Here is a 22,574-nt window from a genome sequence, read left to right on the forward strand (position 1 = left end):
GTGTGACCCGCGCCGCAGGGGCTAAGGTCGAGCCTTGTGCCCGATGTCGACGAGGAGGTCTTCGTGGCCCCAGGACCGCTCACCCGGTCGTCCCCCGACCGCCGCACCTTCCTGCGCCTGAGCGCGGGGGTCGCGACGGTCCTTCCGCTGACCGCACTGGCCGGCTGCGCCGGCAGCAACGGTGACCCCTCGGTCATCCGGATCGCCTTCCAGCAGTTCGGCTCAGGGACCATCAAGGAGCAGTGGATCACCACCGCCGCCGAGGAGTTCTCCGCCGAGAACCCTCAGCTGACGGTGGAGCTGGTCCCCATCGTCGCCTCCGAAGGGGACTACTTCACCAAGAACGAGCTGCTGATGAGCTCGCCCCGCACCAGCCCCGATCTGGTGTACGAGGACTCTTTCATCCTGCTCTCCGACGTCGGGGCGGGCTACCTGCAGCCGATCACCGACCTGGCCGAGGGCTTCGAGCACTGGGACGACATCGCCGACGCCTCGAAGGTCGCCGTCACCGGGGAGGACGGGGAGATCTACGGGATCCCCATCACCACGGACACCCGCGCCATCTGGTTCCACCGCGAGGTGCTCGCCGAGGCCGGACTGCCCGAGGACTGGCAGCCCGGCAGCTGGGCGGACATCCTCGAGGCCGCACGCGCGATCCGCGACTCCGACAGCGAGGCGACCCCGTTCTTCATGTTCGCGGGCACGCCGCAGGGCGAGAAGGCCTCGATGCAGGGCTTCGAGATGCTGCTGTACGGCACCGCGCCGGACAGCTGGCTGTACGACCGCGAGACCAAGAAGTGGATCATCGGCTCGAGGGGGTTCATCGACTCCCTCGCCTTCCTGGAGACGGTCTTCGAGGAGGACCTGACCCTCCCGCCGGCTCAGCTGCTGGACCCGAACATCTCCGAGTCGATCTACACCACACTGCTGCCGGAGAAGAAGCTCGGCATGCTGGTGGACGGCTCGTGGATCTCCCAGAACTGGACCGAGTCCGCGGCCCGGCCCTGGCCCGAGTGGCCGGACGTGATCGGTCTGGCGGACATGCCCACCCAGGACGGCGGCGGCAACGGCACCGTGACCCTGGCCGGCGGCTGGGGGCTGTCGATCCCGCAGCACGTCACCGACCGTGATGCCGCCTTCGCCTTCCTCGAGAAGCTGGTCTCGACGGAGACCCTGGTGGACTTCGCCATCGCCGACAACCACATCACCGTGCGCGAGGACGTCGCGGCCGACGAGCGCTACCAGGGCTACTCCCCGGCGGTCGAGTACTTCACCGAGATCTTGGAGACCGCCTACTACCGCCCGGCCCTCCCGGCCTACCCGGAGGTGTCCTCCGCCATCCAGGAAGCGATGGAGGCCGTGATGACCGGCGTCAGCCCTGAGTCGGCGGCCGCCGCGTACGACGCCACCGTCACCGACATCGTCGGGCCCGAGAACGTGCAGGAGGCCAGCGCATGAGCACCAGCGCCCCCACGACGGAGCACGAGCCGTCCCTGGCGGCCCCGCCGCCGCCGCGGCGCGGGAGGCTGGGGAACGGCCTGACCGCGACCCGGGCCGTGCCGATGGTCCCGGCGTTCCTGCTGCTGATCGGCTTCATGCTGGGGCCGATCGTGTACTCCGTGTACCTCGCGTTCACCGACAAGGCCATCCGCGGCAAGGGCGCCGAGGACGCCGAGTTCGTCGGCTTCGAGAACTTCACCGACGCGTTCACCGACGGCGACTTCTGGAACTCGGTGATCCTGACGCTGATCTTCACGGTGGTGTCCGCCGTGATCGGCCAGAACGTCATGGGCATGCTGCTGGCCCTGCTGCTGGAGCGCGCCAGCCGGGTGATCTCCTTCGTGGTGACCTCGATCGTGATCGCCGCCTGGATCCTCCCGGAGGTGGTCGCCGGCTACCTGCTCTACACGTTCTTCGCCCCCGAGGGATCGTTGAATGCGATCATCACGGCGATCGGGCTGCCGCCGCAGGAGCTGCTGTTCAGCGCGCCCATCATCGCGGTGTCCTTCGCGAACATCTGGCGCGGCACCGCGTTCTCGATGCTGGTGTACTCGGCGGCGCTCAGCTCCGTTCCCGGTGACGTCTACGAGTCCGCCTCCCTGGACGGAGCCGGCCCGGTGCGCCGATTCGTCTCGGTGACGCTGCCGCTGATGCGGCCCGCGATCGCCACCAACCTGATGCTGACCACCCTGCAGACGCTGTCGGTGTTCGGGCTGATCTTCATCATGACCGGTGGCGGGCCGTCCCGGCAGAGCCAGACGCTGCCGCTGTACATGTACGAGCAGGCGTTCTCCTACGGCCAGCTCGGCTACGGCACCGCCGTGGCCCTGCTGCTGCTCCTGATCGGAGCGGTGGCCTCGTTGGTGTACCTGCGTCTGCTCCCGGAGGAGGACAAGCGATGACCGCGATCGACGAGACCACGGATCCCGCGACGCGGGAGGGCCGCGGCGGTCCCGGCTCCGGCGACGGCTCGCGGCTGAGACCGCGCCGCTCCGGCATGGGGCCGCGTGAACGCAGCACCACGATCGCCAGCACGGTCGTGATGCTGGTGATCGGCGCGGCCTTCCTGGTCCCGCTGCTGTGGGTGGTGCTCGCCTCCTTCAACACCGAGGCGTCGCTGTCCATCGCCTGGCCGAGCTCCTGGTCCCTGGGCAACTTCGCGGCGATCTGGAACATGGAGACCACCTTCCGGCCGCTGCTGAACTCCCTGATCCTGTGCGGCGGGGCGACGGTGGTCACCATGACGACGGCGGTGCTGTGCGCGTACCCGATGTCGCGGTACCGGTTCCGTGCCAAACGTCCGCTGCTGCTGGGCATCATCTTCTCCACAGGACTGCCGATCACCGCGATCATGATCCCGGTCTACTCGCTGTTCGTGCAGGTGAACCTGATCGACTCGATGGGTGGGGCGATCCTCTTCCTCGGCGCCAGCTCCCTGCCGTATGCGATCTTCCTGACCAAGGGGTTCATGGACGGCGTGCCCGTGGAGATCGAGGAATCCGCCTGGACCGAGGGCGCCGGCGTGTACCGGGCCCTGTGGTCGGTGGTGCTGCCGCTGATGCGTCCGGGTCTGGCCGTGGCGACGATCTTCACCTTCGTGATGATGTGGGGGAACTTCTTCGTCCCGTTCATGCTGCTGCTGAGCCCCGAGAATCTCCCGGCCGCGGTGACGCTGTACACCTTCTCCTCGCAGTACGGGCAGGTCGCCTACGGCCAGCTGGCCGCTTTCTCGATCTTCTACTCGCTGCCGGTGGTGGTGCTGTACCTGTTCCTGGGGCGCACCCTGGGCCAGGGCTTCGCCGCGGCCGGCGGCGTGAAGGGCTGACCTGGACGAGTCCGGCGTCGCCAGTCCGGCGTCGGCGTCGCCGCAGCGCGCTCAGGCCGGCTCGGTGACCCGGTCCTCGCGTCGCCGCCTGCTCCCGGACATCGCCCGGGCGCGGCGGTGGCCGTTGAGCCACTTCCCGAGCCAGGTGGAGCGCACCAGGAGGTCGTAGCTGATCAGGAGCACCGTCATCACCGCCGCCAGGGCGATGGCGAGCTTGATGAGCAGCGGCAGGGCGAGGTCCGCCAGCGGGACCTCCACCAGCAGCAGCAGCGGGAAATGGATGAGGTAGATCCAGTAGGAGGAATCGGCCAGATAGCGCACCCACGGGATCTCCCGCCTCACGAGTCTCCCCGTGAGTCCGAGCAGACCGTACACCCACGCCCACCCGGCGAGCGCGGCGAGGACCGCCACCAGGACCGGCGGCGTGGAGGCCGGTGCGAGCAGGGCGAGCGGGCTGAGCACGACGGCGACCGCCAGCTGCGGGATCCACTGCCGCTGCAGCCGGCCCAGCGCGGAGGGGTGCGCCCGCAGGAACCACCCCGCCAGGAAGGCGGCGCCATAGGTGATGCTCGCGCCCGCCACCGGCACCAGCGTGGTGGGCTCGGTGATGCTGGCGACGTTCCCGCCCTGGACCATCAGGCCCACCGCGTACGGGGCGGCGACCAGGAGGAGACCGAACGGGGAGGACAGCGCCGAGGCGATGCGGAGGGAGGCCCGCTCCGCGCGCCCGGTGCCGAGCAGACGCAGGAGCACGGCACGCACCACCACGACCACGAGCACGATCTCGAGCAGCAGGAGCAGGAACCACAGGTGCAGCGTGGGCAGGGCGAGGATGCCCGTGGGCGCCCCGGGCGGTGGCGGCGGGGGTGTGAGAGGACCGAGACCGCGCACGGCGGCGTTCAGCTGCACGGCCATGATGACCAGCACGAAGAGCCCCGGCAGGAAGACGACCAACGGCAGCCCGATGCGCATCAGCCGGTCCCGCACATAGGACCCGGCGCCCCGGCGGTGCAGCACCATGTGCCCGAAGTAGCCGGCCAGCATCATGAACAGGATCATGCGGAAGAGGTGGATCACCCCGACCGCGCCCAGCGCTCCCCAGGAGTCGTGGCTGTCGCTGACGAGCCAGAGGTCACCGGGGAGGAAGGGCATCAGGGCGTGCAGCAGCACGCCCAGCAGCAGCGCTCCGCCGCGGAGCGCGTCGAGGTGGTGGAGCCGCTGAGGACCGGTGGTCGAGGGTGAGCCGGTCGAGGGGCCGGAGGACGGGTTCTGAGACATGACCTCGACGGTAGGCACCTCGTCGTCTCCGCGCCTCGCCCGATCGGGAGAGGGGGCATCCACCGATCTGCGGATGCGCCGGCCCTGGCGCCGGGACGGATCTCGGGGAACACTGGCACCCATGGCGATTCTCCCTGCGCCGGCGCGGCCGCGGGCCGAGCTCGAGAGCGAGCCCGCGCCCTGTGCTGCGCGATCCGAGGTCTGGCAGGGCTCGCGGGGAGAGAAGCTCGAGGTCTGGATCCCGCCGGCTCTGCTCCTGGTCGCCTGGTCGGTGGGCTGGATCGCGGAGCAGACCTGGATGCCGGGCGACACCGTGCTGTGGGCCCTCGTCCCGACGGGCGTGATCCTGCTGGTGCGCGTCCTGCTGGAGAAGTTGCTGCGACGCTCGCGCCCGGGGGCCCGACCACTCGTGATGCTCTACGTCCTGCATCTGGTGCTGGTCGCGATCGGGACTCTCCTGAATCCGATGACCTGCATCTACACCTTCGTGGGCTACATCGATTCCCAGCGATTCCTGACCGGCGGCACGGCGCAGGCGGTGGTCGTGGTGACGGCGCTGCTGTGCGCCGTCGGTCAGTTGGGCGGGGTGCAGGTGGTCCTGACGGAGGTCTGGTTCTTCATCGGGCTCGCGGTCGTGAACATGCTGATCGCCGTCTGCATGATGTTCCTGGCGGGTGAGCGCGAACGGATCCTCGACCAGCGCGAGCAGGCGCTGACCGAGATCGACCGTGTGAACCGGGAGAACGCGCAGCTGCACGAGCAGCTGATGGCCGGGGCGCGACGCGCCGGGGCCGACGAGGAGCGGGACCGGCTCTCGCGCGAGATCCACGACACCGTCGCCCAAGGGCTGATCGGCGTGATCCGCCAGCTCGAGATGGTCGGCTCCGACGTCGACCCGGCCTCGCGCCAACACCTCGCGATCGCCGAGGAGGCCGCGCGCGACTGTCTGCTCGAGGCGCGTCGGGCGGTGGAGGCGCTCGGCCCCCACCAGCTGCACGACACCGGCCTCGTCGAGGCGCTGTCGGCCCTGGTGGCCCGCTGGGCCAGGACCCACCGGGTGGTTGCCACGTTCGACGCCGACGAGGCGCCGTGGGAGAGCCGCCACGGCCACGTTCTGGTGCGCGTCGCCCAGGAGTCCCTGGCGAACATCGCCCGCCACGCCGGGGCGGGCACGGTGACGGCGACCCTGCTCGGCGACGAGAAGACGACGATCCTGCGCATCGTCGACGACGGCCGCGGCTTCGAGCCGGGTGCCGTCGAGCGCGGCCACGGGCTGTCCAACATGGTCGAGCGCGCGCGCCGGGTCGACGGGCGCCTCGAGATCTCCTCCGCCCCCGGTCAGGGCACCACCGTCACGGCGACGGTGCCGCGATGAGCCCCGTGAGGGTGGTGGTGGTCGATGACCACCCCGTGGTCCGCGACGGTCTGGTCGCGATGCTCGGGGCCGAGGAGGAGATCGCCGTGGTCGGCGCCGCCCAGGACGGCGGCGAGGCCGTCACGGTGAGCGAGGCGGTCGGCCCGGACGTGGTGCTGATGGACCTGCGGATGCCCGGCACCAGCGGGATCGAGGCGATCCGGGCATTGCGGCAAGGAGGCCGCAGGACCCCGCGGATCCTGGTGCTGACCACGTACGACACCGATCGGGACATCCGTGGTGCGCTCGAGGCCGGTGCCGACGGCTACCTGCTCAAGGACAGTCCCCGCGAGGAGGTCGTCCGCGCCGTGCACGACCTTGCGGTGGGGAGGGCGGTGCTCGCCCCTGCGGCCCTCGCCGCCCTCGCCGGGGTCCGGGACGGCCAGGTCGCGCTCAGCTCCCGCGAGGCCGAGGTGCTGCGCCTGGTGGCCGATGGCTGCACGAACCGGGCGGTCGCCTCCCGGCTCGGGATCGGGGAGGCGACGGTGAAGACCCACCTCATGCACGTCTACGAGAAGCTCGGGGTGGGGGACCGTGCCTCCGCGGTTCGCACCGCCTGGGAGCTCGGGCTGGTCTGAGCGCTCCGCCCGTTCGTCGTCAGCGGAAGATGACGGTGCGGGTCCCGTCCAGCAGCACCCGCGACTGCGCGAACCAGGCGACCGCCTGGCGCAGCGTCCGCACCTCGGCATCCTGCCCGATCGCCATCAACTCCTGCGGGGAGCGGGTGTGGTCCACCCGGATCACGTCCTGCTCGATGATCGGGCCCTCGTCGAGGTCGCTGGTGACGAAGTGGGCGGTGGCCCCGATCTGCTTGACGCCGCGGGCATGGGCCTGGCGATAGGGGTTGGCGCCCTTGAAACCCGGCAGGAACGAGTGGTGGATGTTGATGCAGCGTCCGGCGAGCTCCGCGCACAGCTCGGGGGAGAGGATCTGCATGTACCGCGCCAGCACCACGAGCTCGATGTCGTGCTCGTCGATCGCCCGCCGCACCCGATCCTCGAAGGCGGCCTTGGCGTGCTCGCCCTTCGTGGGGTGCTGCTCGAAGGGGATCTCGTGGAATCGCGCCAGCGGCTCGAGGGTGGGGTGGTTGGCCAGGATCAGCGGCACCTCGATGGGGAGGTGGCCGGCGTCGACCTGGAACAGCAGGTCGTTGAGGCAGTGCTTGGCGGTGGAGCCGAGCACGAGGGTGCGCAGCGGTCGGCCCACCACATCGAGATGGTGCTCGATGCCGAAGCGCTCGATGACCGGGGCGAGGGCCGCGGCGATCTCCTGCGTCGAGGCGCTGGTGGTCAGCTGCAGACGCATGTAGAAGCGGTGGGTGCTGCCGCTCTCGAACTGACGCGACTCCGTGATGTTCCCACCCACCTCGACGATCGCACCGGTGACCGCGTGGACGATCCCGGCGCGGTCCTCGCACACGAAGGTGAGGACGTACTCGACGGTGGGGGCGGGGGTGCCGGTGGGGCTCGGACTGCTCATGCGTGAATCCTAGGAGTCTCCGGCGCGCCGGCACCGATCTGCCCGCATCCCGGGGCCGGCCGGGGGGCGCACGTCACGTCGGCGTGCTCACGGCGATCCGCTGCGCCAGAGTCGGGACGGCCACCAGATGGCCCTGCCGACGTCGAGAGCGAGCGCCGGGACCAGCAGGGTGCGCACCACGAAGGTGTCCAGCAGCACGCCGAAGGCGACGATGAACGCGATCTGGGCGAGGAACAGGATGGGGATCACCGCCAGCGCCGCGAAGGTGGCGGCCAGCACCAGCCCGGCGGAGGTGATCACCCCGCCCGTGACCGCCAGACCGCGCACGACGCCCGCCCGGGTCCCGTGCCGCAGCGACTCCTCGCGCACCCGGGTCATGAGGAAGATGTTGTAGTCGATCCCGAGCGCGACCAGGAACACGAATCCGTACAGCGGCACGGCCGGATCCGCCCCGGGGAAGTCCAGGACGTGCTCGAACACGAGCGCCGCGACCCCGAGCGCGGTGCCGAAGGACAGCACGGTGGTCGCCACCAGCAGCACCGGCGCGAGCAGCGAGCGCAGCAGCAGCATGAGGATCACGAGGATCACCGCCAGCACCACGGGGATGATCAGCGTGCGGTCATGGACGGAGGCGTCGTTGGTGTCGATCGAGGTGGCGGTCACCCCGCCCACGATCTCCTCGACGTCCTCCTGGTCCAGAGCCTCGCGCAGATCGCGGACGGTCCGTTCGGCCTCGGCCGAATCGGGCGCTGCGGTGAGGGTGCCCTGGACCAGGACCTTTCCCTCGACGACGGTGGGCTCCGGGGCGGGCGTCCCCGGCGGGCCCTGTGCGCCGATGCCGTCGGCGGTCACGGGGGCGGAGCCGCCGGGGGAGTCCGCCGCCGTCACGGAGACGGAGGCGATGCCGTCCTCGGCCAGCAGCACGTCCGCCGTGGCCTGGAGGTCGCCCCGGTCGACGACGACCTGCACGGGGCTGCCGGCTCCTGCCGGGAAGTGCTCGCCGAGCGCCTCCTGTCCGTCCCGGGCGGAGGAGGAGCCGAGCACGAGATCCGACTGCGGGACCCCGTCGGCGTCCAGCGAGAGCGTGCCGAGGCAGCCGGCCGCGAGAACGATCGCGGTGAGGATCCACAGCGGCCGGGGCCGGCGGGAGACCGCCTGGGCGACCCGCCCCCACCTTCCGTGATCGGCCACGGTCGAGCTCGCGTCGGCCGTCGCGGGCTCGTATCGCGGTTGCCGCGGCCAGAAGGCCACGCGGCCGGTGGCGTACAGCAGGGCGGGCAGGAACGTCAGCGCTGCGAGCATGGCGAAGGCGATCCCGATCGCCGCGACCGGACCCAGCGTGCTGTTGGACTTCAGGTCCGACAGCAGCAGGCACAGCAGGCCGGCGATCACGGTGCCACCGGACGCGAGCACCGGTTCGATGGTGCCGCGAAGGGCTGTGACCGTTGCTGCCCATGCCCCCTCGCGGTGGCGCAGCTCGTCGCGGTAGCGGGCGACGTACAGCAGGGAGTAGTCGGTGGCTGCTCCTATGACCAGGATGAACAGGATGCCCTGGGTCTGCCCGCTCAGCAGCAGGGCCCCGCTGGCCGCGAGGTGCCAGATCACCAGCAGCGCCGCGCACAGGGCGAACAGCGAGGTGGACAGCACGATGAGCGGCAGCAGCACAGAGCGGTAGACGATGACCAGGATGACCAGCACCGCGGCCAGCGCGACGCCCAGCAGCAGGAAGTCGATGCCGGCGAAGGCGTCGGCGAGGTCGGCCGAGAAGCCGGCGGGACCGGTGACGTAGGGCGTCAGCCCCTCCGGCAGGTCCGCGGCCAGCTCCTGGTCGAGCTGGGTGACGACCGCGCCGATGTCGGCGTCGGCGTCGATCGGGACGAACACCTGGACCGCCAGGGAGTCGTCGGCGGGGATCGGCGGGGAGATGTCGCCGGAGACCTGGTCGATCTCGGCGAGCTGCTCGGTGGCCTCGGCCAGAGCGTTCATCTCCGCCTCGCTGATCTCGTCCTCGGAGGTGATGACGACGATCGCAGGAATCGCCTCCGATCCCGTGAAGTCCTTGGCGAGCGCCTGGACCTGGGTGGCTTCCGCCGAGTCCGGCAGGTAGGCGGTGCGGTCGTTGGAGGAGACCTCGTCGACCCGGCCGAAGTAGGGCCCGCCGATGGCCGCCGCTGCCAGCCACACGAGGATCAGCACCGCGGGCAGGAGGATGCGCAGTGCCCGTGGTGTGCGGGGCAGGGGCCGACGATGCGCGGGGCCGGCTGAGCGGGGCTGCTCGGTCACAGGAGGGATCCTTCGGAGGGCGAGTGGGGGCCGGACCCAGTGTGCCACATGTCGTTAGCCTGGCGAGATAATAACCCGGCGTGATGCCGTCGAGGTATATTGGCGGACATGACCAGCGATGAGCCCGGGTCGGCCTCGGAACCTCTCTCCCCGCGCTCGATCTACAGCCTCGCGGCGAGCGATCCCGGCGCCGAGCTGGTGGATCGCTCGGGGCTCTCGGAACGTGACCTCCTCCAGATCGACGCCCTGATGGCCGCCCTGGGACAGCTGCGCACCGCGGAGAAGGAGCTCGCCGACGCCTCGCTGCGGTACATGGATCTCGGCGAGACCGACATGCGCGCCCTGCACTTCGTCATCGCCTGCGAGAACACCGGGACCCTCGCCACGCCCAGCGCCATCGCGCTGGCCCTGGAGATCTCCACCGCCTCGACCACCAAGCTCCTGGACCGCCTCGAACGGGCCGGGCACATCCGACGTCGCCCGCATCCCTCGGACCGTCGCGCGCTCGTGATCGGCATCCAGCCCGCCACGCGCGAGGCGGCGATGCGCACCGTCGGCGCGCAGCAGGCGCGCCGCGTGCTCGCCGCTCGACGCCTGGACCCGGCGGAGCGCGATGTCGTCATCGGTTTCCTGGAGGACATGGCCGCGGAGATCTCCGTGGACGGGGTGGACTGGGCCGCACGGTCGGGGGAGCCCGACGGGCCGTCCTGACCGTCCCAGGGACGCAGGAGAGACCTCGATCCTTCCCTCGGGGCGACGGGGCCACCGCCCCCTCTCGCGGCGTTCCCAGAACGGCGACCTACCGTGTGGTCGGTCGAGTGACCTGCAGCGGGACATTCGTCCAGACCTCCCGGCGATGGGGATCTTGACGGGGTGCGACACGGGAGGTGAAAGTCGGCATACCGGCTCACCCTTGCCAGATGAGGCGATCTTCGCTATGAGGGCCGCGCATGGAGATCGGGATCGCCTTCCACCGTAGAGAGGTCTCCCATGGACACCACTGTTTTCGAAGCACACGAATCCGAGATCCGCGGCTACTGCCGCAATTACCCCACGGTGTTCGCCTCGGCCTCCAACGCGCGGCAGGTCGATGAGGACGGTCGGTCCTACATCGACTTCTTCGCCGGCGCCGGCGTGCTGAACTTCGGGCACAACAATCCCCGCATGAAGCAGGCCCTGATCGACTTCATCCAGGCCGACGGCGTCACGCACAGCCTGGACACCTACACCACCACCAAGAGGGACTTCGTCTCCCGCTTCCACGAGGTGGTCCTGGCACCGCGCGGCATGGACCACCGGATGCAGTTCATGGGGCCGACCGGCTCGAACGCGGTCGAGGCGGCGATGAAGCTCGCCAGGAAGGCCACCGGCCGTCGGGAGATCGTGGCGTTCAGCCACGGGTTCCACGGCATGACGCTGGGCTCGCTCGCGGCCACCGCCAACGACGCCTTCCGGCAGTGGTCCGGCGTGCCGCTGGAGAACATCCATCGCCTGCCGTTCGAGACCGCCCCGGGCGGGGACACGGCGCTGGCGGACTACCGGGCCGCGCTGGCGGATCCCTCGAGCGGGCTGCTGCCCCCGGCGGCGTTCCTGGTCGAGCCGATCCAGGCCGAGGGCGGCGTCAACGTCGCCAGCAAGGAATGGCTGCACGAGGTCCAGGACCTCGCCCGGGAGATCGGCGCCCTGGTGATCTTCGACGACATCCAGGCCGGCATCGGCCGCACCGGCAGCTACTTCTCCTTCGACGGCATGGGCCTGGACCCGGACATCATCACCCTGGCCAAGGGCCTGGGCGGCTTCGGCACCCCGATCGCCATGAACCTCAACAAGCCCGAGGTCGACGACCACTGGTCGCCCGGTGCGCACACCGGCACCTTCCGCGGCCCGGGGCTGTCCTTCGTCGCCGGCGCCGTGGCGCTGGACTACTTCACCGACGACACCTTCGGCGACGAGGTCCGGGCCAAGGGCGAGCGGATGCGCGAGCGGCTGGCGAAGATCGTGGAGGCGAACCCGGGCCGGGGCTGGGAGGTCCGCGGTCGCGGCATGATCCAGGCCCTGGACACGGGCGACGGGGCCTTCGCCAAGCGCGTCCAGCAGACGGCCTTCGAGGCCGGGCTGCTGATCGGCCCCTGCGGGAGCGGCGGGCGGGTGATCAAGCTGATCCCGCCGCTGACCATCGAGGAGCGCGATCTGACCGAGGGGCTGGACCTGCTCGAGCAGGCGATCTCCGCGGCTGCGGGGGAGGACTGATGCGCCGCCGGTCCGATATGACGTTCGCGCCCGAGGAGTACGAACGTCGTCTGCGGGAGCTGCGGGAACGCATGGTCCGGCGCGAGCTGGACGCGGTGATCATCACCGATCCCGAGAACCTGATGTATCTCACCGACCATCAGACCACCGGGTACTCCTTCTTCCAGGCCCTGATCGTGCCGCTGGAGGCGGACGCGGTGATGATCACCCGTGCGCTCGAGGAGTCCAACGTCGTCGCGAGGACGTGGGTGGAGCACTCCCGGCCCTATCCCGATACCGGGGACGCGATCCTCGAGCTGGTCAGCACCCTGCGGGATCTGCGGCTCAGCGACTCCCGGGTGGGGTACGAGCGCAACAGCTACTACTTCCCCGCCTACCAGCAGGACCGCTTCCACGACGCCTTCGGCGAAGGCCCGGTGGACTGTTTCGGCATCGTCGAGGAAGGACGGATCCGCAAGTCGCCGGCCGAGATCGAGGTGATGCAGCTGGCCGCCTATGCGGGTGAGGCCGGAATGGCCACGGGGCTCCAGGCGGCGGTGGCCGGGGCCACCGAGAACGAGGTGGCAGCCGCCGTCACCGCCGCGATGTTCCGCTCCGGCGGCGAGTTCCCGGCGGTGCTGCCGTACGTCGCCTCCGGTCCGCGCTCGATGATCGGCCATTCCACCTGGGAGGGCCGCATGATCCGCCCCGGCGAGCACGTGTATCTCGAGGTGGGCGGCTGCTACCGCAGGTACCACACCGCTCTGATGCGCACCGCGGTCAACGGGGCGCTCTCGGACTCGATGCACTCCGCGCAGGAGCTGATGAAGCACACGCTGGCGGAGCTGCGCAGCCTGATGAAGCCGGGGGTGACCGTCGCCGAGGTCGACCGGCTCGCCCGATCGATGATCGAGAGCAACGACGTGGGCGCGCAGCTGGTGACCCGCGCCGGCTACTCGATCGGCATCGCCTTCCCACCCTCCTGGGACGAGGGCTACATCCTCTCCCTGATGGACGGGGACGACCGTCCGCTCGAGGAGGGCATGACCCTCCATGTCCTCCCGTGGATGTGGGGTGTGGACGGGAACAAGACCGTCGGCATCTCGGACACCGTCCGCATCACCGAGGACGGCTGTCAGTCGTTCTTCACCCTGCCCGAGGACTTCACCGTCCACGAGAGCTCCGCCCGTTCGTTCCCGACCCCCGCCGCCGTCCCGCACGGCTTCTGAGAGGAGCGGCCTCATGACCATGCTGACCGCCATCGACCCCACCACCCGTGCCGTCGTGCGCGAGGTGCCCGCCGCGACGCCCGCGGAGATCACCGCCGTCATCGACCGCGCCGACGCCGCCTACACCTCCTGGAAGGAGTACACCCTCGCCGAGCGGGCCGACGTGCTGCGTCGCGTCGCCGCCCACATGCGCGAGCACACCGACGAGCTGGCGCCGCTGATGACCGAGGAGATGGGCAAACCCATCGGGGAGGCGCGGGGGGAGGTGGGCAAGGCCGCCTGGGCCGCCGAGCACTACGCGGAGCACGCCCCCGCGTACCTGGCCGACGAGCATCTCGACTCCGACGCGACCTCCTCCTACGTCCAGTACCTGCCGCTGGGCCCGGTGCTCGGGATCCTGCCCTGGAACGCCCCGTTCTGGGTCGCGTTCCGCTTCTGCGCCCCGGCGCTCATGGCCGGCAACACCTGCGTCATGAAGCACGACCCCCACGTGCCCGGCTGCGCCGCCGCGCTCGAGGAGGTGTTCCGGGCCGTCGGCGCCCCCGAGGGGGTGTTCCAGACCCTGCTGGCGCAGACCGAGGACGTCGAGCAGGCGATCCGCGATCCGCGCATCCGGGCGGTGTCGTTCACCGGCTCGGACCGCGGCGGTGCCCAGGTCGCCGCGATCGCGGCCAGCGAGATCAAGCCTGCGGTGCTCGAGCTCGGCGGCTCCGATCCCTGCATCGTGCTGGCCGACGCCGATCTGCCCCGGGCCGCGGAGGTCTCGGCGCTGTCGCGGATCATCAACGCCGGCCAGTCCTGCATCGCCGCGAAGCGCGTGATCGTCGAACGCTCCGTGCACGATGAGTTCGTCCGGCTGCTGGCCGCGCAGCTGCGGGACCTGGTGGTCGGCGATCCCCGCGATCCGGCCACGGCCGTGGGGCCGATCGCCCGGGAGGAGCTGCGCGAAAGCCTCCACCGTCAGGTCGCCTCGAGCGTCGAGGCGGGGGCCACCTGCGTGCTGGGAGGCGAGATGCCTCCGGGGGAGGGCCTCTTCTATCCGGTCACCCTGCTGACCGGCGTGGAGCCGGGGATGGCCGCCTGCACCGAGGAGACCTTCGGGCCGATCGCCGTGGTGATGGCGGCGGACGACACGGAGCACGCCCTGGCGCTGGCCAACGACACCCCCTACGGTCTCGGCGCCGCGATCTGGACCGACACCGAGCGCGGGGTCGAGATGGCCCGGCGCATCGAAGCGGGGCAGGTCTCGGTCAACGGCATCGTGAAGTCGGATCCCCGGCTGCCCTCGGGCGGGATCAAGCGCTCGGGCTACGGCCGGGAGCTGGGACCGCACGGCATCCGCGAGTTCACCAACGCCCAGCAGGTGTGGGTGGGGCCCGCGAAGGACTGACTCGCCCTGACCCGGACGACGGGGAATGCAGAACACCCTCCCGCCTGCTGGTGCAGGTGGGAGGGTGTTCCCTCTCGGTCGGGCTGACAGTGTCTGGTTTCAGGACATCGGTCGGGCTGACAGGATTTGAACCTGCGACCCCGTGACTCTGCGTCGATCAAGCGCGGACGACCAGGTAGATCGGAGAAATCGCAGGCAGTGAGCGGATGCGCGTGCTCGGGAACTTCACGGAGGCTCCGGGATGTGACCGGCAAATCCCGTTGCTAGCGGTCACTTTAGCGGTCACTTCTCGAAGATGCCGGCTGCCGCAGAGACCACAGCCTCGGTGCTCGTCACGGCCGTGTACCGCTGCCGGTTGATCGCCGCTGTGTGGCCGAAGAGCCGGGTGCGCGTCGCCTCGGGAAGCACGTCGTACAGCAGCGTGTTGTTCGTGGTGCGCCAGGAGTGCCCCCGCTCGTACTCGAACATCTCGATGTGGAGCTGCTCGGCGAGCTCCCGGTAGAGCGCCGCGAGCTTCCGATCACGGTTGCGGGGGTCCCAGACCTTCGCTTGGTCGGTCGGCGAAGGGAAGAGCCACGGACTCCCAGAATCCAGCCGCGTCGCGAGACGCTTACTGACCGCGGGAGCGAGGACAGGTACTGGACGGCCCGTACGCGTCTTCGTGGCCTCCGGAGACAACTCGACGATGAACGTGCCGGAGGCGTCCACGTGGCAGTCCTCCGTGGGCCTCATGCACAGCTCAGAGGTGCGCAGCCCCGTCGTTGCTTGTGCGAGCACGATGTCGATGCATGCGGCACGCTCGATCACCCGCTGCTCCCGCGTCCACCGTCCGCGCTTCGGAGCTTTCACGCTCTCCGGATCGGCGGCGAGTAAGTACTCGATGGCTGCGCGGTACTGCTCCGCAGTCAGCGCCCGCCCACCCCTCGAGTATGCCGGATTCTTGGCCCCGGACAGGTCGAGTTCCAGATCGGTGAGGGGGTTGTACTCGATCACCTCGTCCACGCGCAGCGGTGCCGCCAGGTACTTCTTCGCCACGGTCTTCGCATGCTTCGCGTTGACCGCACCGTGCAGCCTCCCGATCTCCTCGAGACACGAGGTCAGGGCCCGGGGCCGCATCGCCTCTCGCAGCGAGAGACCGGCCAGAGCATGGGTGTGCCTGCATGCCTCGTCCCCGCACTCTCCGCGCAGTAGCCGGTGGGCCAGCTCGTACCGTCTCGTGGTGCTGTCGGCGAGACGCTCGGCACGGATAGCCGGGAGGGTGACTTTGTCCAGATAGTCGAGGGCCTTGCTGGCGCCCTTCCATCCACCGTCGCCGGAACTGCTCAGCAGATCCGCAGCCCGAGCCCTCGCTCGAGCCCTGACCTTGCCCTTCGTCGGCCCCTGGGTGAGTGGGCGCATGAGCCGTCCGCCATGGAGTCGAATCGACCATCGCATAGCGAAGCCGTCGCGGTACGGGAAGACCTGAGCCCTGTCGATGCTGTGTTCCCCGGGTTCCAACCTGGTGGTCGCGGCTCGGGACATGCTCCCAACTCCTCTCGTCGTCCACATCAGCCTAAGCCGCGATCATCGTCGGCGTAGCCCCCTGTGCCGACCCCGCCGGGAGATCAGCATCCGCGACCAGGGGGATGAACCTTCAGCTGACGAGGAGACCAACTGTCCTCCCACCGGGAAATCACGGCATCCCTTCATAAGGCACACCGCCTGCGTCTGGCGCAGGTTGAACCAGGAGCACTCCGCGTGAAGCACCATGAGCCCAGCGGTGTCTGCCGTTGCCTCCGCGACATGTCCCATGAGTCCCCGCCCCCGCCCACTGATGCAAGTACGAGGGGCCGAGTCGCGGCCCCGGTCTGATTCGGAGGACACGATGCCCCGCAAGACCCAGTCCCGCGATGGCGTGAAGATCGACGAACTGCTCACGGCCCGCGAAGTGGGAGAGATACTCGGGCTTTCCGCAGGCACACTCGCGAACTGGCGGAGCCTCGGGATCGGCCCTACCAACTTCAAGGTCGGCGGTCGCGTCAGGTACCGTGCCTCAAGCGTCAACGACTGGATCGCGGAGCAGGAGCACGACGCTGTCGGCTGAGCGCCACGCATCAGCCTGATACTCGGTGGCGAACAGGATCCCCCTGGTTGTCCCGATTGCGCTGATCGATGATGATGACCCGGATCGTGCGGGGCCAAGGGGCTGGATTCGTGCTCGGCTCGCTCCGGCCCGAGGACTCAGAGGGAGATGTCGTGGGTGCAGAGGTAGACACCACGTCCCCGCGTATCCCTGCGATCAGCCCGGAGGACGTCAAGCGCGTCGGGGACCTCCTAGCATGCAGTAGGTCCGCGGAGACGCGCCGCTCCTACGCCTCCGCCATCCGCACCTTCACCATCTGGTGCCGCGAACGCGGGTACCACGGCTACCCGGCCGCACCCGATGTCATCGCGGCCTACATCGCCTATCGATCGAACACCGTGTGCCATGCGACGATCTCGCGAGATGTCGCCGCCATCTCGGCCGCACATCTTGACAACGGATTGGCGGACCCCGCTACCCACCACGGAGTCCGACAGGCGCTCCGCTCCGCCGGTCGGATGCTCGGGACGGCTGCGACGCGTCGTGCAGCTCCGATCACCACCGTCACCATGCGACGCATCATCGAGGCGATGGGCGACCTTGACTCGCCCGTCGGCAAGCGGGATCGAGCGATCCTGCTCGTCGGGCTCGCCGCCGCTCAACGCAGAAGCGAGATCGCCGCCTTGACGACGAAGGACCTCACCCGCCGGGAAGCCGGACTGCTTCTGCGCATCCGTCGCTCGAAGACCGACCAGTCCGGTCACGGCGACCTCGTCGGCATCCCACTGGGCACACACCCCGAGACCTGCCCAGTGCGCGCCCTCGAGGACTGGCTCGAGGTGAGTGGACGACGCCTCGGTGACGACAGCCCCGTCTTCTCCCGTATCTACAACCGATTGCGCATCGCCGACACTGCGCTGTCGGACCGCTCGATCGCCCGCATCATCCGGGCCCGCGCCACGGCCGCGGGCATCACCGGAAAGGACTACGCGCAGGCGGCTGGTGCGGGGGAGTCCTGGGTGTCTGGCCATTCCCTGCGCGCAGGACACGCAACCTCTGCCGCGGAGGCGGGCGTTGATCCGATGGCCATCTCGCGCACGACCAGGCACCGGCGACTGGACTCCCTTGCCAGATATGTCCGTCCGGCCAGCGCTGTCGAAGACTCCACTGCCGGGCAGATCGGTCTATAGCCGATCGAGGCGGCGGCGTTAGCTGGCCTTTGCGTATGCCTCCCGAACTGTGGCGGGGATACGCCCGCGATCGGAGATCGCGTATCCATTCTGCGCTGCCCAGTCGCGGATCAGTTTCGTCTCGTTCCTCTTGCCCGTTCCGCGCTTAGCACGGCCCCCGACGCGACGAGCGGGTGACGTCCACTTCGAGAAGTCCGAGCGCATCTCGGAGGCGTTCTCGTCGTTCAGGTCGATCTCGTAACGGACACCGTCCAGCGCGAATGTAACCGCGCTGTTCGCGTCGGACCCGTCGGTGTCATCTACCAGGGTGATCTTCGTCTTGCGAGCCATGGGGACCTCCATGATCGAGTTCTCGTGTCATGCGCGATGGTAGTCGGAGAAGGCATTTTTCAACAGCGTCATGATCTCTTGGAGGTGGGAGCCGACTTCGCGTCGAGCAGCCTGTTGGGTGATGCCGAGCTTGTCGATGATCTCCTGCCGGGTCGCCAGCTCCCCGTGGGCGTGGTCGGCGAGGTAGACACGGGCGACCGTCGCCATCTGGACCGGTTCTCGCTTCAGGGCGCGACGTCGTGTCCGTTCGCGCTCGATGTCCTTCTGTTGGCATTCGGCGATGACGGCGTTGAGGCGCTGCTGGCGCTCGGGAAGGCCCAGGTCGGGGGCGTCTTCGGAGACCAGTCCGGGTTCGGTGGTCAGGTCGGGGTCCTGCAGCGGGACTGCTGTCAATGAGCGCAGGTCGCTGGCGGTGGCGAGGACGGATTGGCGTGCGGGGTCCTTGCGGGTGTCGCGCATCCGCTCGTTGTGGAAGGTGACGAGCTCGTCGTCCTCGGGGGTGCGGGCATGTTCGCGCTCGAATAGCTGCCGGGACCGCGCCAGTGCCTTGGCCTTGCGGTCGTGGGCGCTGTCGCCGGGCACGCCGGCGGTGCCGTCCAGCAGTCCGCGGCGGCGGTCCTCGCGCACCACGTAGCGCGTCTCGGCCTCCAGGATCGAAGGCAGGTTGCGGGAGTAGTTGAAGACCTGGCTGGTGCCGGGGCCGGTCTTGGCGCGCCAGCGCTGGTCGATCATCTTCATCAGCGCCTGGCCGAAGTAGGAGTAGGCGGTGTCCTTGTCTCGGTAGTCGAGGTGGGCCACGCGCTGGGCGCGGCGGATGACGCGAGCGATCTCGACCTCGTTGGCCAGCAGGAACTGATCCAACAGGGCCCGGGCCGCGGCCTGGTCGCGGGTGTGCAGGATCTGGCACACCTGCGCCTTCCACGGCGTATCCAGTGTGTCCCGGTCGCACTCGCAGCGACGGTGGTGCCGCGCCGTCTTGCGGACCTTCGAAGAGGTGTCAGGGTGGGTTCTCATCGCTGCTCCTGCACCTTCGCGTCGACGGGGCGAGGGGTGAAGGGGAAGCCGGTCCAGACCGGAAGGTCTGCGTTCTGGCGGATTAGACCGTGGGAGATGAACGCGTCCAGCACCGCCAGCAGCCTCCTGCCTCGAGCCCGTTCGTCCAGGATGTAGCCGATCGTGACGCGCCCGGTGGTGGTGTGCGCCTCCGTGGTGGCCAGGATATGGGCGACCTGGGCGGTGATGTCGCGGGCGCGGGCCTGACCGATGCCGGGCCCGGCGGTGACCAGCTGATCGAGGGTCAGGCGCAGCAGCGCCTTCTCGCCCGCCGTGGCGGCGGCGACCAGCCCCTCCCACGGGGTGAGGATCCCGTCGGAGATCAGCTGAAGCAGTTCGCCGCGGGCGGTGTTGGCTCGGCGACGGTGCTCGATCAGCTGGTGCATGTCGGTGGTGTTCGGCATGGGTTCACACATGGTGGCGGGCCTCGAAGACGTCTCGGAGGGCGGTTGATTCGATGGACGGGGCGACCGTGAGCGCGCGGATCGCCCGCGTGGTGGAGATGCGATCGCAGGGGTGGACCTGGTTGTAGCGATTGATGATCGACTCGAGTGACGCGCCGGCGGGCAATGCGCGGGCGACGCGTCGGATACGGGGCCCGACCTGCGGGTCACCGATCGCTACCCGCACCTGGTCGGCCAGATCCCGACGGACCTGGGCGGTGAGGTAGCGGATCGGGTCGACCTTGCGAGTCGTGGCCGGATCCAGGCAGCGCTCCAGGCTGCGCAGGATGCGACTGTCCGCCCCGGAGGTCCCGTAGATCACGTCGGTGACGACGACCTCGAGCTGCTGCGCATCCAGCAGAGCTGGCGCCACCTGGGCCTCGTCGACGTCGGCGACTTCTCGGAAGATCGACGTCGCCACTGCGGGGATCTGTCGGTGGGCGAGGCTCTCGAGGCTGGACAGCAGTTGCCAGCGGGCCAGCTGACCGGCTTCCTGGAGCCCATCGAGGATGCGTCCGGCCTCGCGGGGGCTGAGCGGGGGAGCGTGGTGGATCGGCCACATGCGCTCCTCGGGACGGCCAACGAGGCCTTCCCCGGGTGCGAGTCGGGTTGATCCGGACAGTGTCGTGCCGGCGGCATCCACTCCCCACTCGGTGCTGGGGCTCTCCTCGGTCCCGGCGAGGCGGACCGTACCGCCGTGCCAGGTGATCGCGGCGGGCAGCACCCCGTCAGCGGCGGCCTTGGCCCCGCCGGTCCCCCGGGCGGGTCGGATCCACATGGTCGGCGGGAGAGCATGCACACGAACCGGGCGGCTCGGGCGAGCGTATTCGGCGGCGGCGCGGGCCCAGCTCATCCGATCCAGCAACGTGCACAGGTCACTGGAAGACGTCGAGATGGTGGTGGTCGTCGCCCTCATCGCAGCAGCCACCGTTTCCACCAAGGCTTGCGCGCCCGGCCTGGCTCATCGGGCGGCGCGGTGAACTCGGCCATGCCGGTCATCGTCTCCAGCACGTCGAGGACGACCGTGTGCATCGGCGGCACCGCGTGGGGGATACGGCGCTGGACCATGTCCTCATAGATGCGCTGGTCGTGGCTGATCGCCCCCTTCCACCGCGAGTGCTGGCCGAGCAGCTGCGGGATCTTGCCGAGCTCGCGCACGTCGGGGGAGATGTTGTTGGCGATGGTCATCATGCGGGCGGGGTCGGCGCCGAGACCGCGCAGGTAGGTCATCGAGGTCAGCAGGTTCTCCACCCCGGGGGTGGACAGCTCGACCATCCCCAGCGCGTAGCCGCCGCGGGCCAGGGCGGGGCCGACGGCGCGGTCGATCAGCCCGGAGGTGTCCAGCGCCTCGGTGATCTGGGTGTCGACGATGACCAGGTCGAAGCGTCGGCGGGCCTCGGCGATGATCTCGGCGTAATCCTCGGGACGGGTCGCGGCGACTTCCAGGGAAATGTCCCCCTCGCGCTGGGGGCGCGGGGCCTGGACGAACCAGAACGCGATCTGGTCGCCGGCGCCACCGCGGGCGGTGTTGATCTGCTCGGGCGGAATGATCGCCGAGGACAGGTCACCGATGGTCACCGCGTCGTAGATCGAGGGCAGCTCCGACTTGCGCACCCGCATGTACAACCCGAGGTCGCCCTGACCGCGATTGGCGTCGATCAGGCACACCGACAGCCCGCCGGTCTCGGCGGCCGCCTGCGCCAGGCACATCGCCAGGGTGGTCTTGCCGACCCCGCCCTTGCCGGCGTAGATGACCAGCAGCAGCCCCAGGGCGGTGTTCTGCCTCGTGACGGTGGCGCGAGAAGGACCGGCCAGACCGTCGAGGGCGTCATCGACGTCGAGCTCGACCTCCTCGTCCGTCTCGCCGGGTTCCACGTCGCGGGCCGGCACGCCGTCGAAGAGATCCTCGTCCACCGACTGGTCAGCCGACATCGCCGGTTCGGGCTCGGCCGGTTCGGGGCGCGGGGCGAACGTGGGCAGGGCGATCCTCCGCCGGGCCCGTCGCGGCTCATCCTCGCTCGAGGCCGGCGGGGGAGTGCGTTCGGGGTCGGCGGGATGATTCGTGGCCGTCTCCGGGCTCGGTGCAGGCTCGTAGAGGCCGTCGAAATCCTCGTCCTCATCGTCCGTACCCGGGGTCTCGACGACGGGCTCGGCTATCGGTTCGGGCAGTGGCTCGGGGCTATCGGTTCCGTCGGAGAGCCAATCGGTCAGCTCCGACGGCTCGGACCGGCCATCCTGCGGCGAGGGTTCAGGGGCGGTCACGGGCTGCGCGTCGACGGGCTCGGTGCCGTCAGAGGTCGGGACGGGGTCGTCGGTGTCTAAGAGCCAATCGGCGGCCTCCGGCTCGGCCTGGGCCGAGGAGTCGTCAGCCACCGGGTCGGCGGAGGCGACTGCGACCGTGTCCGCGGCGGGAAGCTGCCCGTCGATCGCCCCGTCCTCATCGACCATGACCTGCTCCAGAGCCGGATCGATGTCCTCATCGGCACGGCCTGCGGCACGCAGGTAGTCCGCAAGCGGGGAGGCGATCGGGATCGACGCCCAGGAGTCCTCGAGCACGGGCCGTTCCCGGCGGGCGACGGTGACCGTCCCGGTCTCGGCAAGGCGGGCGAGAAGCTGGGCCAGACCGGTCTGTCGCTGATCCTCGACCAGGACCGGCAGAGAGCCCGTAGCGGCTGCTTCACGCAGGGTGCGGGTCGTCTCCAGGAACGTGTCTGCGGAGACGGTCTCGACGCCCAGCTGCTCGAAGGCGTCACGAATGTGGGGCAGTCCGATGAGGCCGACGCGAAAAGTGCTCATACTGGTTATATGCCAAGTTCGGCCGATCAAGTCCGTGGCGGTTTCGTCACCCCTGGTCGGACGTGGAAACATG

At 69.6% G+C, this 22,574-nt stretch carries 20 protein-coding genes; 11 read left to right on the forward strand and 9 right to left on the reverse strand.

Annotated elements, in window-relative coordinates; all coding sequences use genetic code 11:
- Positions 1-63 precede the first annotated feature (63 nt).
- Genes BH708_RS02235 through BH708_RS02245 form a run of 3 tightly spaced genes read left to right on the forward strand, consistent with a single transcriptional unit; the run spans position 64 to position 3,325 of the window.
- Complete coding sequence (locus BH708_RS02235) at positions 64-1,458, forward strand: extracellular solute-binding protein (protein ID WP_083713840.1); 1,395 nt, start codon at positions 64-66, stop codon at positions 1,456-1,458.
- Positions 1,455-2,402, forward strand: coding sequence for a carbohydrate ABC transporter permease (locus BH708_RS02240; RefSeq protein WP_076806273.1), 948 nt, complete (start codon positions 1,455-1,457; stop codon positions 2,400-2,402). Before BH708_RS02235 ends, BH708_RS02240 begins: the two co-directional genes overlap by 4 nt.
- Positions 2,399-3,325 (forward strand): carbohydrate ABC transporter permease, encoded by a 927-nt coding sequence (locus BH708_RS02245; RefSeq protein WP_083713209.1) that lies wholly within the window; start codon positions 2,399-2,401, stop codon positions 3,323-3,325. Before BH708_RS02240 ends, BH708_RS02245 begins: the two co-directional genes overlap by 4 nt.
- Before the next feature lie 51 nt (positions 3,326-3,376).
- On the opposite strand, the gene BH708_RS02250 is transcribed toward BH708_RS02245, so the two are convergent.
- Positions 3,377-4,603, reverse strand: coding sequence for an acyltransferase family protein (locus tag BH708_RS02250; protein WP_076806275.1), 1,227 nt, complete (start codon positions 4,601-4,603; stop codon positions 3,377-3,379).
- Positions 4,604-4,724: 121 nt separating this feature from the next.
- Between BH708_RS02250 and BH708_RS02255 the strand changes: the two genes are divergently transcribed.
- Both BH708_RS02255 and BH708_RS02260 read left to right on the forward strand, forming a co-directional pair.
- Complete coding sequence (locus BH708_RS02255; protein ID WP_076806278.1) at positions 4,725-5,978, forward strand: sensor histidine kinase; 1,254 nt, start codon at positions 4,725-4,727, stop codon at positions 5,976-5,978.
- Complete coding sequence (locus tag BH708_RS02260) at positions 5,975-6,595, forward strand: response regulator transcription factor (RefSeq protein ID WP_076806279.1); 621 nt, start codon at positions 5,975-5,977, stop codon at positions 6,593-6,595. The genes BH708_RS02255 and BH708_RS02260 overlap by 4 nt, the downstream gene beginning before the upstream one ends.
- 19 nt (positions 6,596-6,614) lie before the next feature.
- On the opposite strand, the gene BH708_RS02265 is transcribed toward BH708_RS02260, so the two are convergent.
- On the reverse strand, positions 6,615-7,496 hold the full coding sequence (locus BH708_RS02265) for a formyltetrahydrofolate deformylase (RefSeq protein WP_076806281.1): 882 nt from the start codon (positions 7,494-7,496) through the stop codon (positions 6,615-6,617).
- Positions 7,497-7,583: 87 nt separating this feature from the next.
- On the reverse strand, positions 7,584-9,779 hold the full coding sequence (locus tag BH708_RS02270; protein ID WP_371329953.1) for an efflux RND transporter permease subunit: 2,196 nt from the start codon (positions 9,777-9,779) through the stop codon (positions 7,584-7,586).
- A gap of 108 nt (positions 9,780-9,887) precedes the next feature.
- Between BH708_RS02270 and BH708_RS02275 the strand changes: the two genes are divergently transcribed.
- The 4 genes from BH708_RS02275 (at position 9,888) to BH708_RS02290 (ending at position 14,627) form a co-directional block, all read left to right on the forward strand.
- Complete coding sequence (locus BH708_RS02275) at positions 9,888-10,490, forward strand: MarR family winged helix-turn-helix transcriptional regulator (protein WP_076806283.1); 603 nt, start codon at positions 9,888-9,890, stop codon at positions 10,488-10,490.
- A gap of 279 nt (positions 10,491-10,769) precedes the next feature.
- Positions 10,770-12,029, forward strand: a complete 1,260-nt coding sequence (locus tag BH708_RS02280) for an aspartate aminotransferase family protein (RefSeq protein WP_076806285.1) — start codon at positions 10,770-10,772, stop codon at positions 12,027-12,029.
- Complete coding sequence (gene doeA, locus BH708_RS02285; RefSeq protein ID WP_076806287.1) at positions 12,029-13,237, forward strand: ectoine hydrolase; 1,209 nt, start codon at positions 12,029-12,031, stop codon at positions 13,235-13,237. Before BH708_RS02280 ends, doeA begins: the two co-directional genes overlap by 1 nt.
- 13 nt (positions 13,238-13,250) lie before the next feature.
- Positions 13,251-14,627 carry an NAD-dependent succinate-semialdehyde dehydrogenase gene (locus tag BH708_RS02290; protein ID WP_076806289.1) on the forward strand — a complete coding sequence of 459 codons (1,377 nt, stop codon included), beginning with the start codon at positions 13,251-13,253 and terminating at the stop codon, positions 14,625-14,627.
- A gap of 282 nt (positions 14,628-14,909) precedes the next feature.
- Here the strand turns inward: BH708_RS02290 and BH708_RS02295 are convergent, their stop codons facing one another.
- Complete coding sequence (locus tag BH708_RS02295) at positions 14,910-16,175, reverse strand: tyrosine-type recombinase/integrase (RefSeq protein ID WP_157235661.1); 1,266 nt, start codon at positions 16,173-16,175, stop codon at positions 14,910-14,912.
- Positions 16,176-16,491: 316 nt separating this feature from the next.
- Here BH708_RS02295 and BH708_RS02300 point away from each other — a divergent pair, with 316 nt between their 5' ends.
- Positions 16,492-16,710 (forward strand): AlpA family transcriptional regulator, encoded by a 219-nt coding sequence (locus BH708_RS02300; protein WP_172805726.1) that lies wholly within the window; start codon positions 16,492-16,494, stop codon positions 16,708-16,710.
- A 152-nt stretch (positions 16,711-16,862) separates the two neighbouring features.
- Positions 16,863-17,879 (forward strand): site-specific integrase, encoded by a 1,017-nt coding sequence (locus BH708_RS02305; RefSeq protein ID WP_216639491.1) that lies wholly within the window; start codon positions 16,863-16,865, stop codon positions 17,877-17,879.
- An 18-nt stretch (positions 17,880-17,897) separates the two neighbouring features.
- On the opposite strand, the gene BH708_RS02310 is transcribed toward BH708_RS02305, so the two are convergent.
- From BH708_RS02310 to BH708_RS02330, 5 genes are all read right to left on the reverse strand, one after another.
- Positions 17,898-18,209: an Lsr2 family protein gene (locus BH708_RS02310; RefSeq protein ID WP_076810688.1), complete on the reverse strand. Its 312-nt coding sequence runs from the start codon at positions 18,207-18,209 to the stop codon at positions 17,898-17,900.
- A 27-nt stretch (positions 18,210-18,236) separates the two neighbouring features.
- Positions 18,237-19,223: a hypothetical protein gene (locus tag BH708_RS02315; protein WP_076806293.1), complete on the reverse strand. Its 987-nt coding sequence runs from the start codon at positions 19,221-19,223 to the stop codon at positions 18,237-18,239.
- Entirely contained in the window at positions 19,220-19,666 is a 447-nt protein-coding gene (locus BH708_RS02320) for a hypothetical protein (RefSeq protein ID WP_076806295.1), read from the reverse strand. Before BH708_RS02320 ends, BH708_RS02315 begins: the two co-directional genes overlap by 4 nt.
- 4 nt (positions 19,667-19,670) lie before the next feature.
- Positions 19,671-20,483 (reverse strand): hypothetical protein, encoded by an 813-nt coding sequence (locus BH708_RS02325; protein ID WP_157235663.1) that lies wholly within the window; start codon positions 20,481-20,483, stop codon positions 19,671-19,673.
- Positions 20,484-20,617: 134 nt separating this feature from the next.
- On the reverse strand, positions 20,618-22,501 hold the full coding sequence (locus tag BH708_RS02330) for an AAA family ATPase (RefSeq protein WP_076806300.1): 1,884 nt from the start codon (positions 22,499-22,501) through the stop codon (positions 20,618-20,620).
- Positions 22,502-22,574: the final 73 nt, after the last annotated feature.

This window comes from Brachybacterium sp. P6-10-X1, assembly GCF_001969445.1.
Taxonomy (GTDB): Bacteria; Actinomycetota; Actinomycetes; order Actinomycetales; family Dermabacteraceae; genus Brachybacterium.

Bases quoted from the DNA above. Each gene is read 5' to 3' on its own strand.
- BH708_RS02330 (WP_076806300.1), bottom strand. From the start codon at position 22,501: ATGAGCACTTTTCGCGTCGGCCTCATCGGACTGCCCCACATTCGTGAC.
- BH708_RS02275 (WP_076806283.1), top strand. From the start codon at position 9,888: ATGACCAGCGATGAGCCCGGGTCGGCCTCGGAACCTCTCTCCCCGCGC.
- BH708_RS02300 (WP_172805726.1), top strand. From the start codon at position 16,492: ATGCCCCGCAAGACCCAGTCCCGCGATGGCGTGAAGATCGACGAACTG.
- BH708_RS02250 (WP_076806275.1), bottom strand. From the start codon at position 4,603: ATGTCTCAGAACCCGTCCTCCGGCCCCTCGACCGGCTCACCCTCGACC.
- BH708_RS02315 (WP_076806293.1), bottom strand. From the start codon at position 19,223: ATGAGAACCCACCCTGACACCTCTTCGAAGGTCCGCAAGACGGCGCGG.
- BH708_RS02260 (WP_076806279.1), top strand. From the start codon at position 5,975: ATGAGCCCCGTGAGGGTGGTGGTGGTCGATGACCACCCCGTGGTCCGC.
- BH708_RS02320 (WP_076806295.1), bottom strand. From the start codon at position 19,666: ATGCCGAACACCACCGACATGCACCAGCTGATCGAGCACCGTCGCCGA.
- BH708_RS02325 (WP_157235663.1), bottom strand. From the start codon at position 20,483: ATGTGGATCCGACCCGCCCGGGGGACCGGCGGGGCCAAGGCCGCCGCT.
- BH708_RS02295 (WP_157235661.1), bottom strand. From the start codon at position 16,175: ATGTGGACGACGAGAGGAGTTGGGAGCATGTCCCGAGCCGCGACCACC.
- BH708_RS02290 (WP_076806289.1), top strand. From the start codon at position 13,251: ATGACCATGCTGACCGCCATCGACCCCACCACCCGTGCCGTCGTGCGC.
- BH708_RS02245 (WP_083713209.1), top strand. From the start codon at position 2,399: ATGACCGCGATCGACGAGACCACGGATCCCGCGACGCGGGAGGGCCGC.
- BH708_RS02280 (WP_076806285.1), top strand. From the start codon at position 10,770: ATGGACACCACTGTTTTCGAAGCACACGAATCCGAGATCCGCGGCTAC.
- BH708_RS02255 (WP_076806278.1), top strand. From the start codon at position 4,725: ATGGCGATTCTCCCTGCGCCGGCGCGGCCGCGGGCCGAGCTCGAGAGC.
- BH708_RS02265 (WP_076806281.1), bottom strand. From the start codon at position 7,496: ATGAGCAGTCCGAGCCCCACCGGCACCCCCGCCCCCACCGTCGAGTAC.
- BH708_RS02240 (WP_076806273.1), top strand. From the start codon at position 1,455: ATGAGCACCAGCGCCCCCACGACGGAGCACGAGCCGTCCCTGGCGGCC.
- BH708_RS02310 (WP_076810688.1), bottom strand. From the start codon at position 18,209: ATGGCTCGCAAGACGAAGATCACCCTGGTAGATGACACCGACGGGTCC.
- doeA (WP_076806287.1), top strand. From the start codon at position 12,029: ATGCGCCGCCGGTCCGATATGACGTTCGCGCCCGAGGAGTACGAACGT.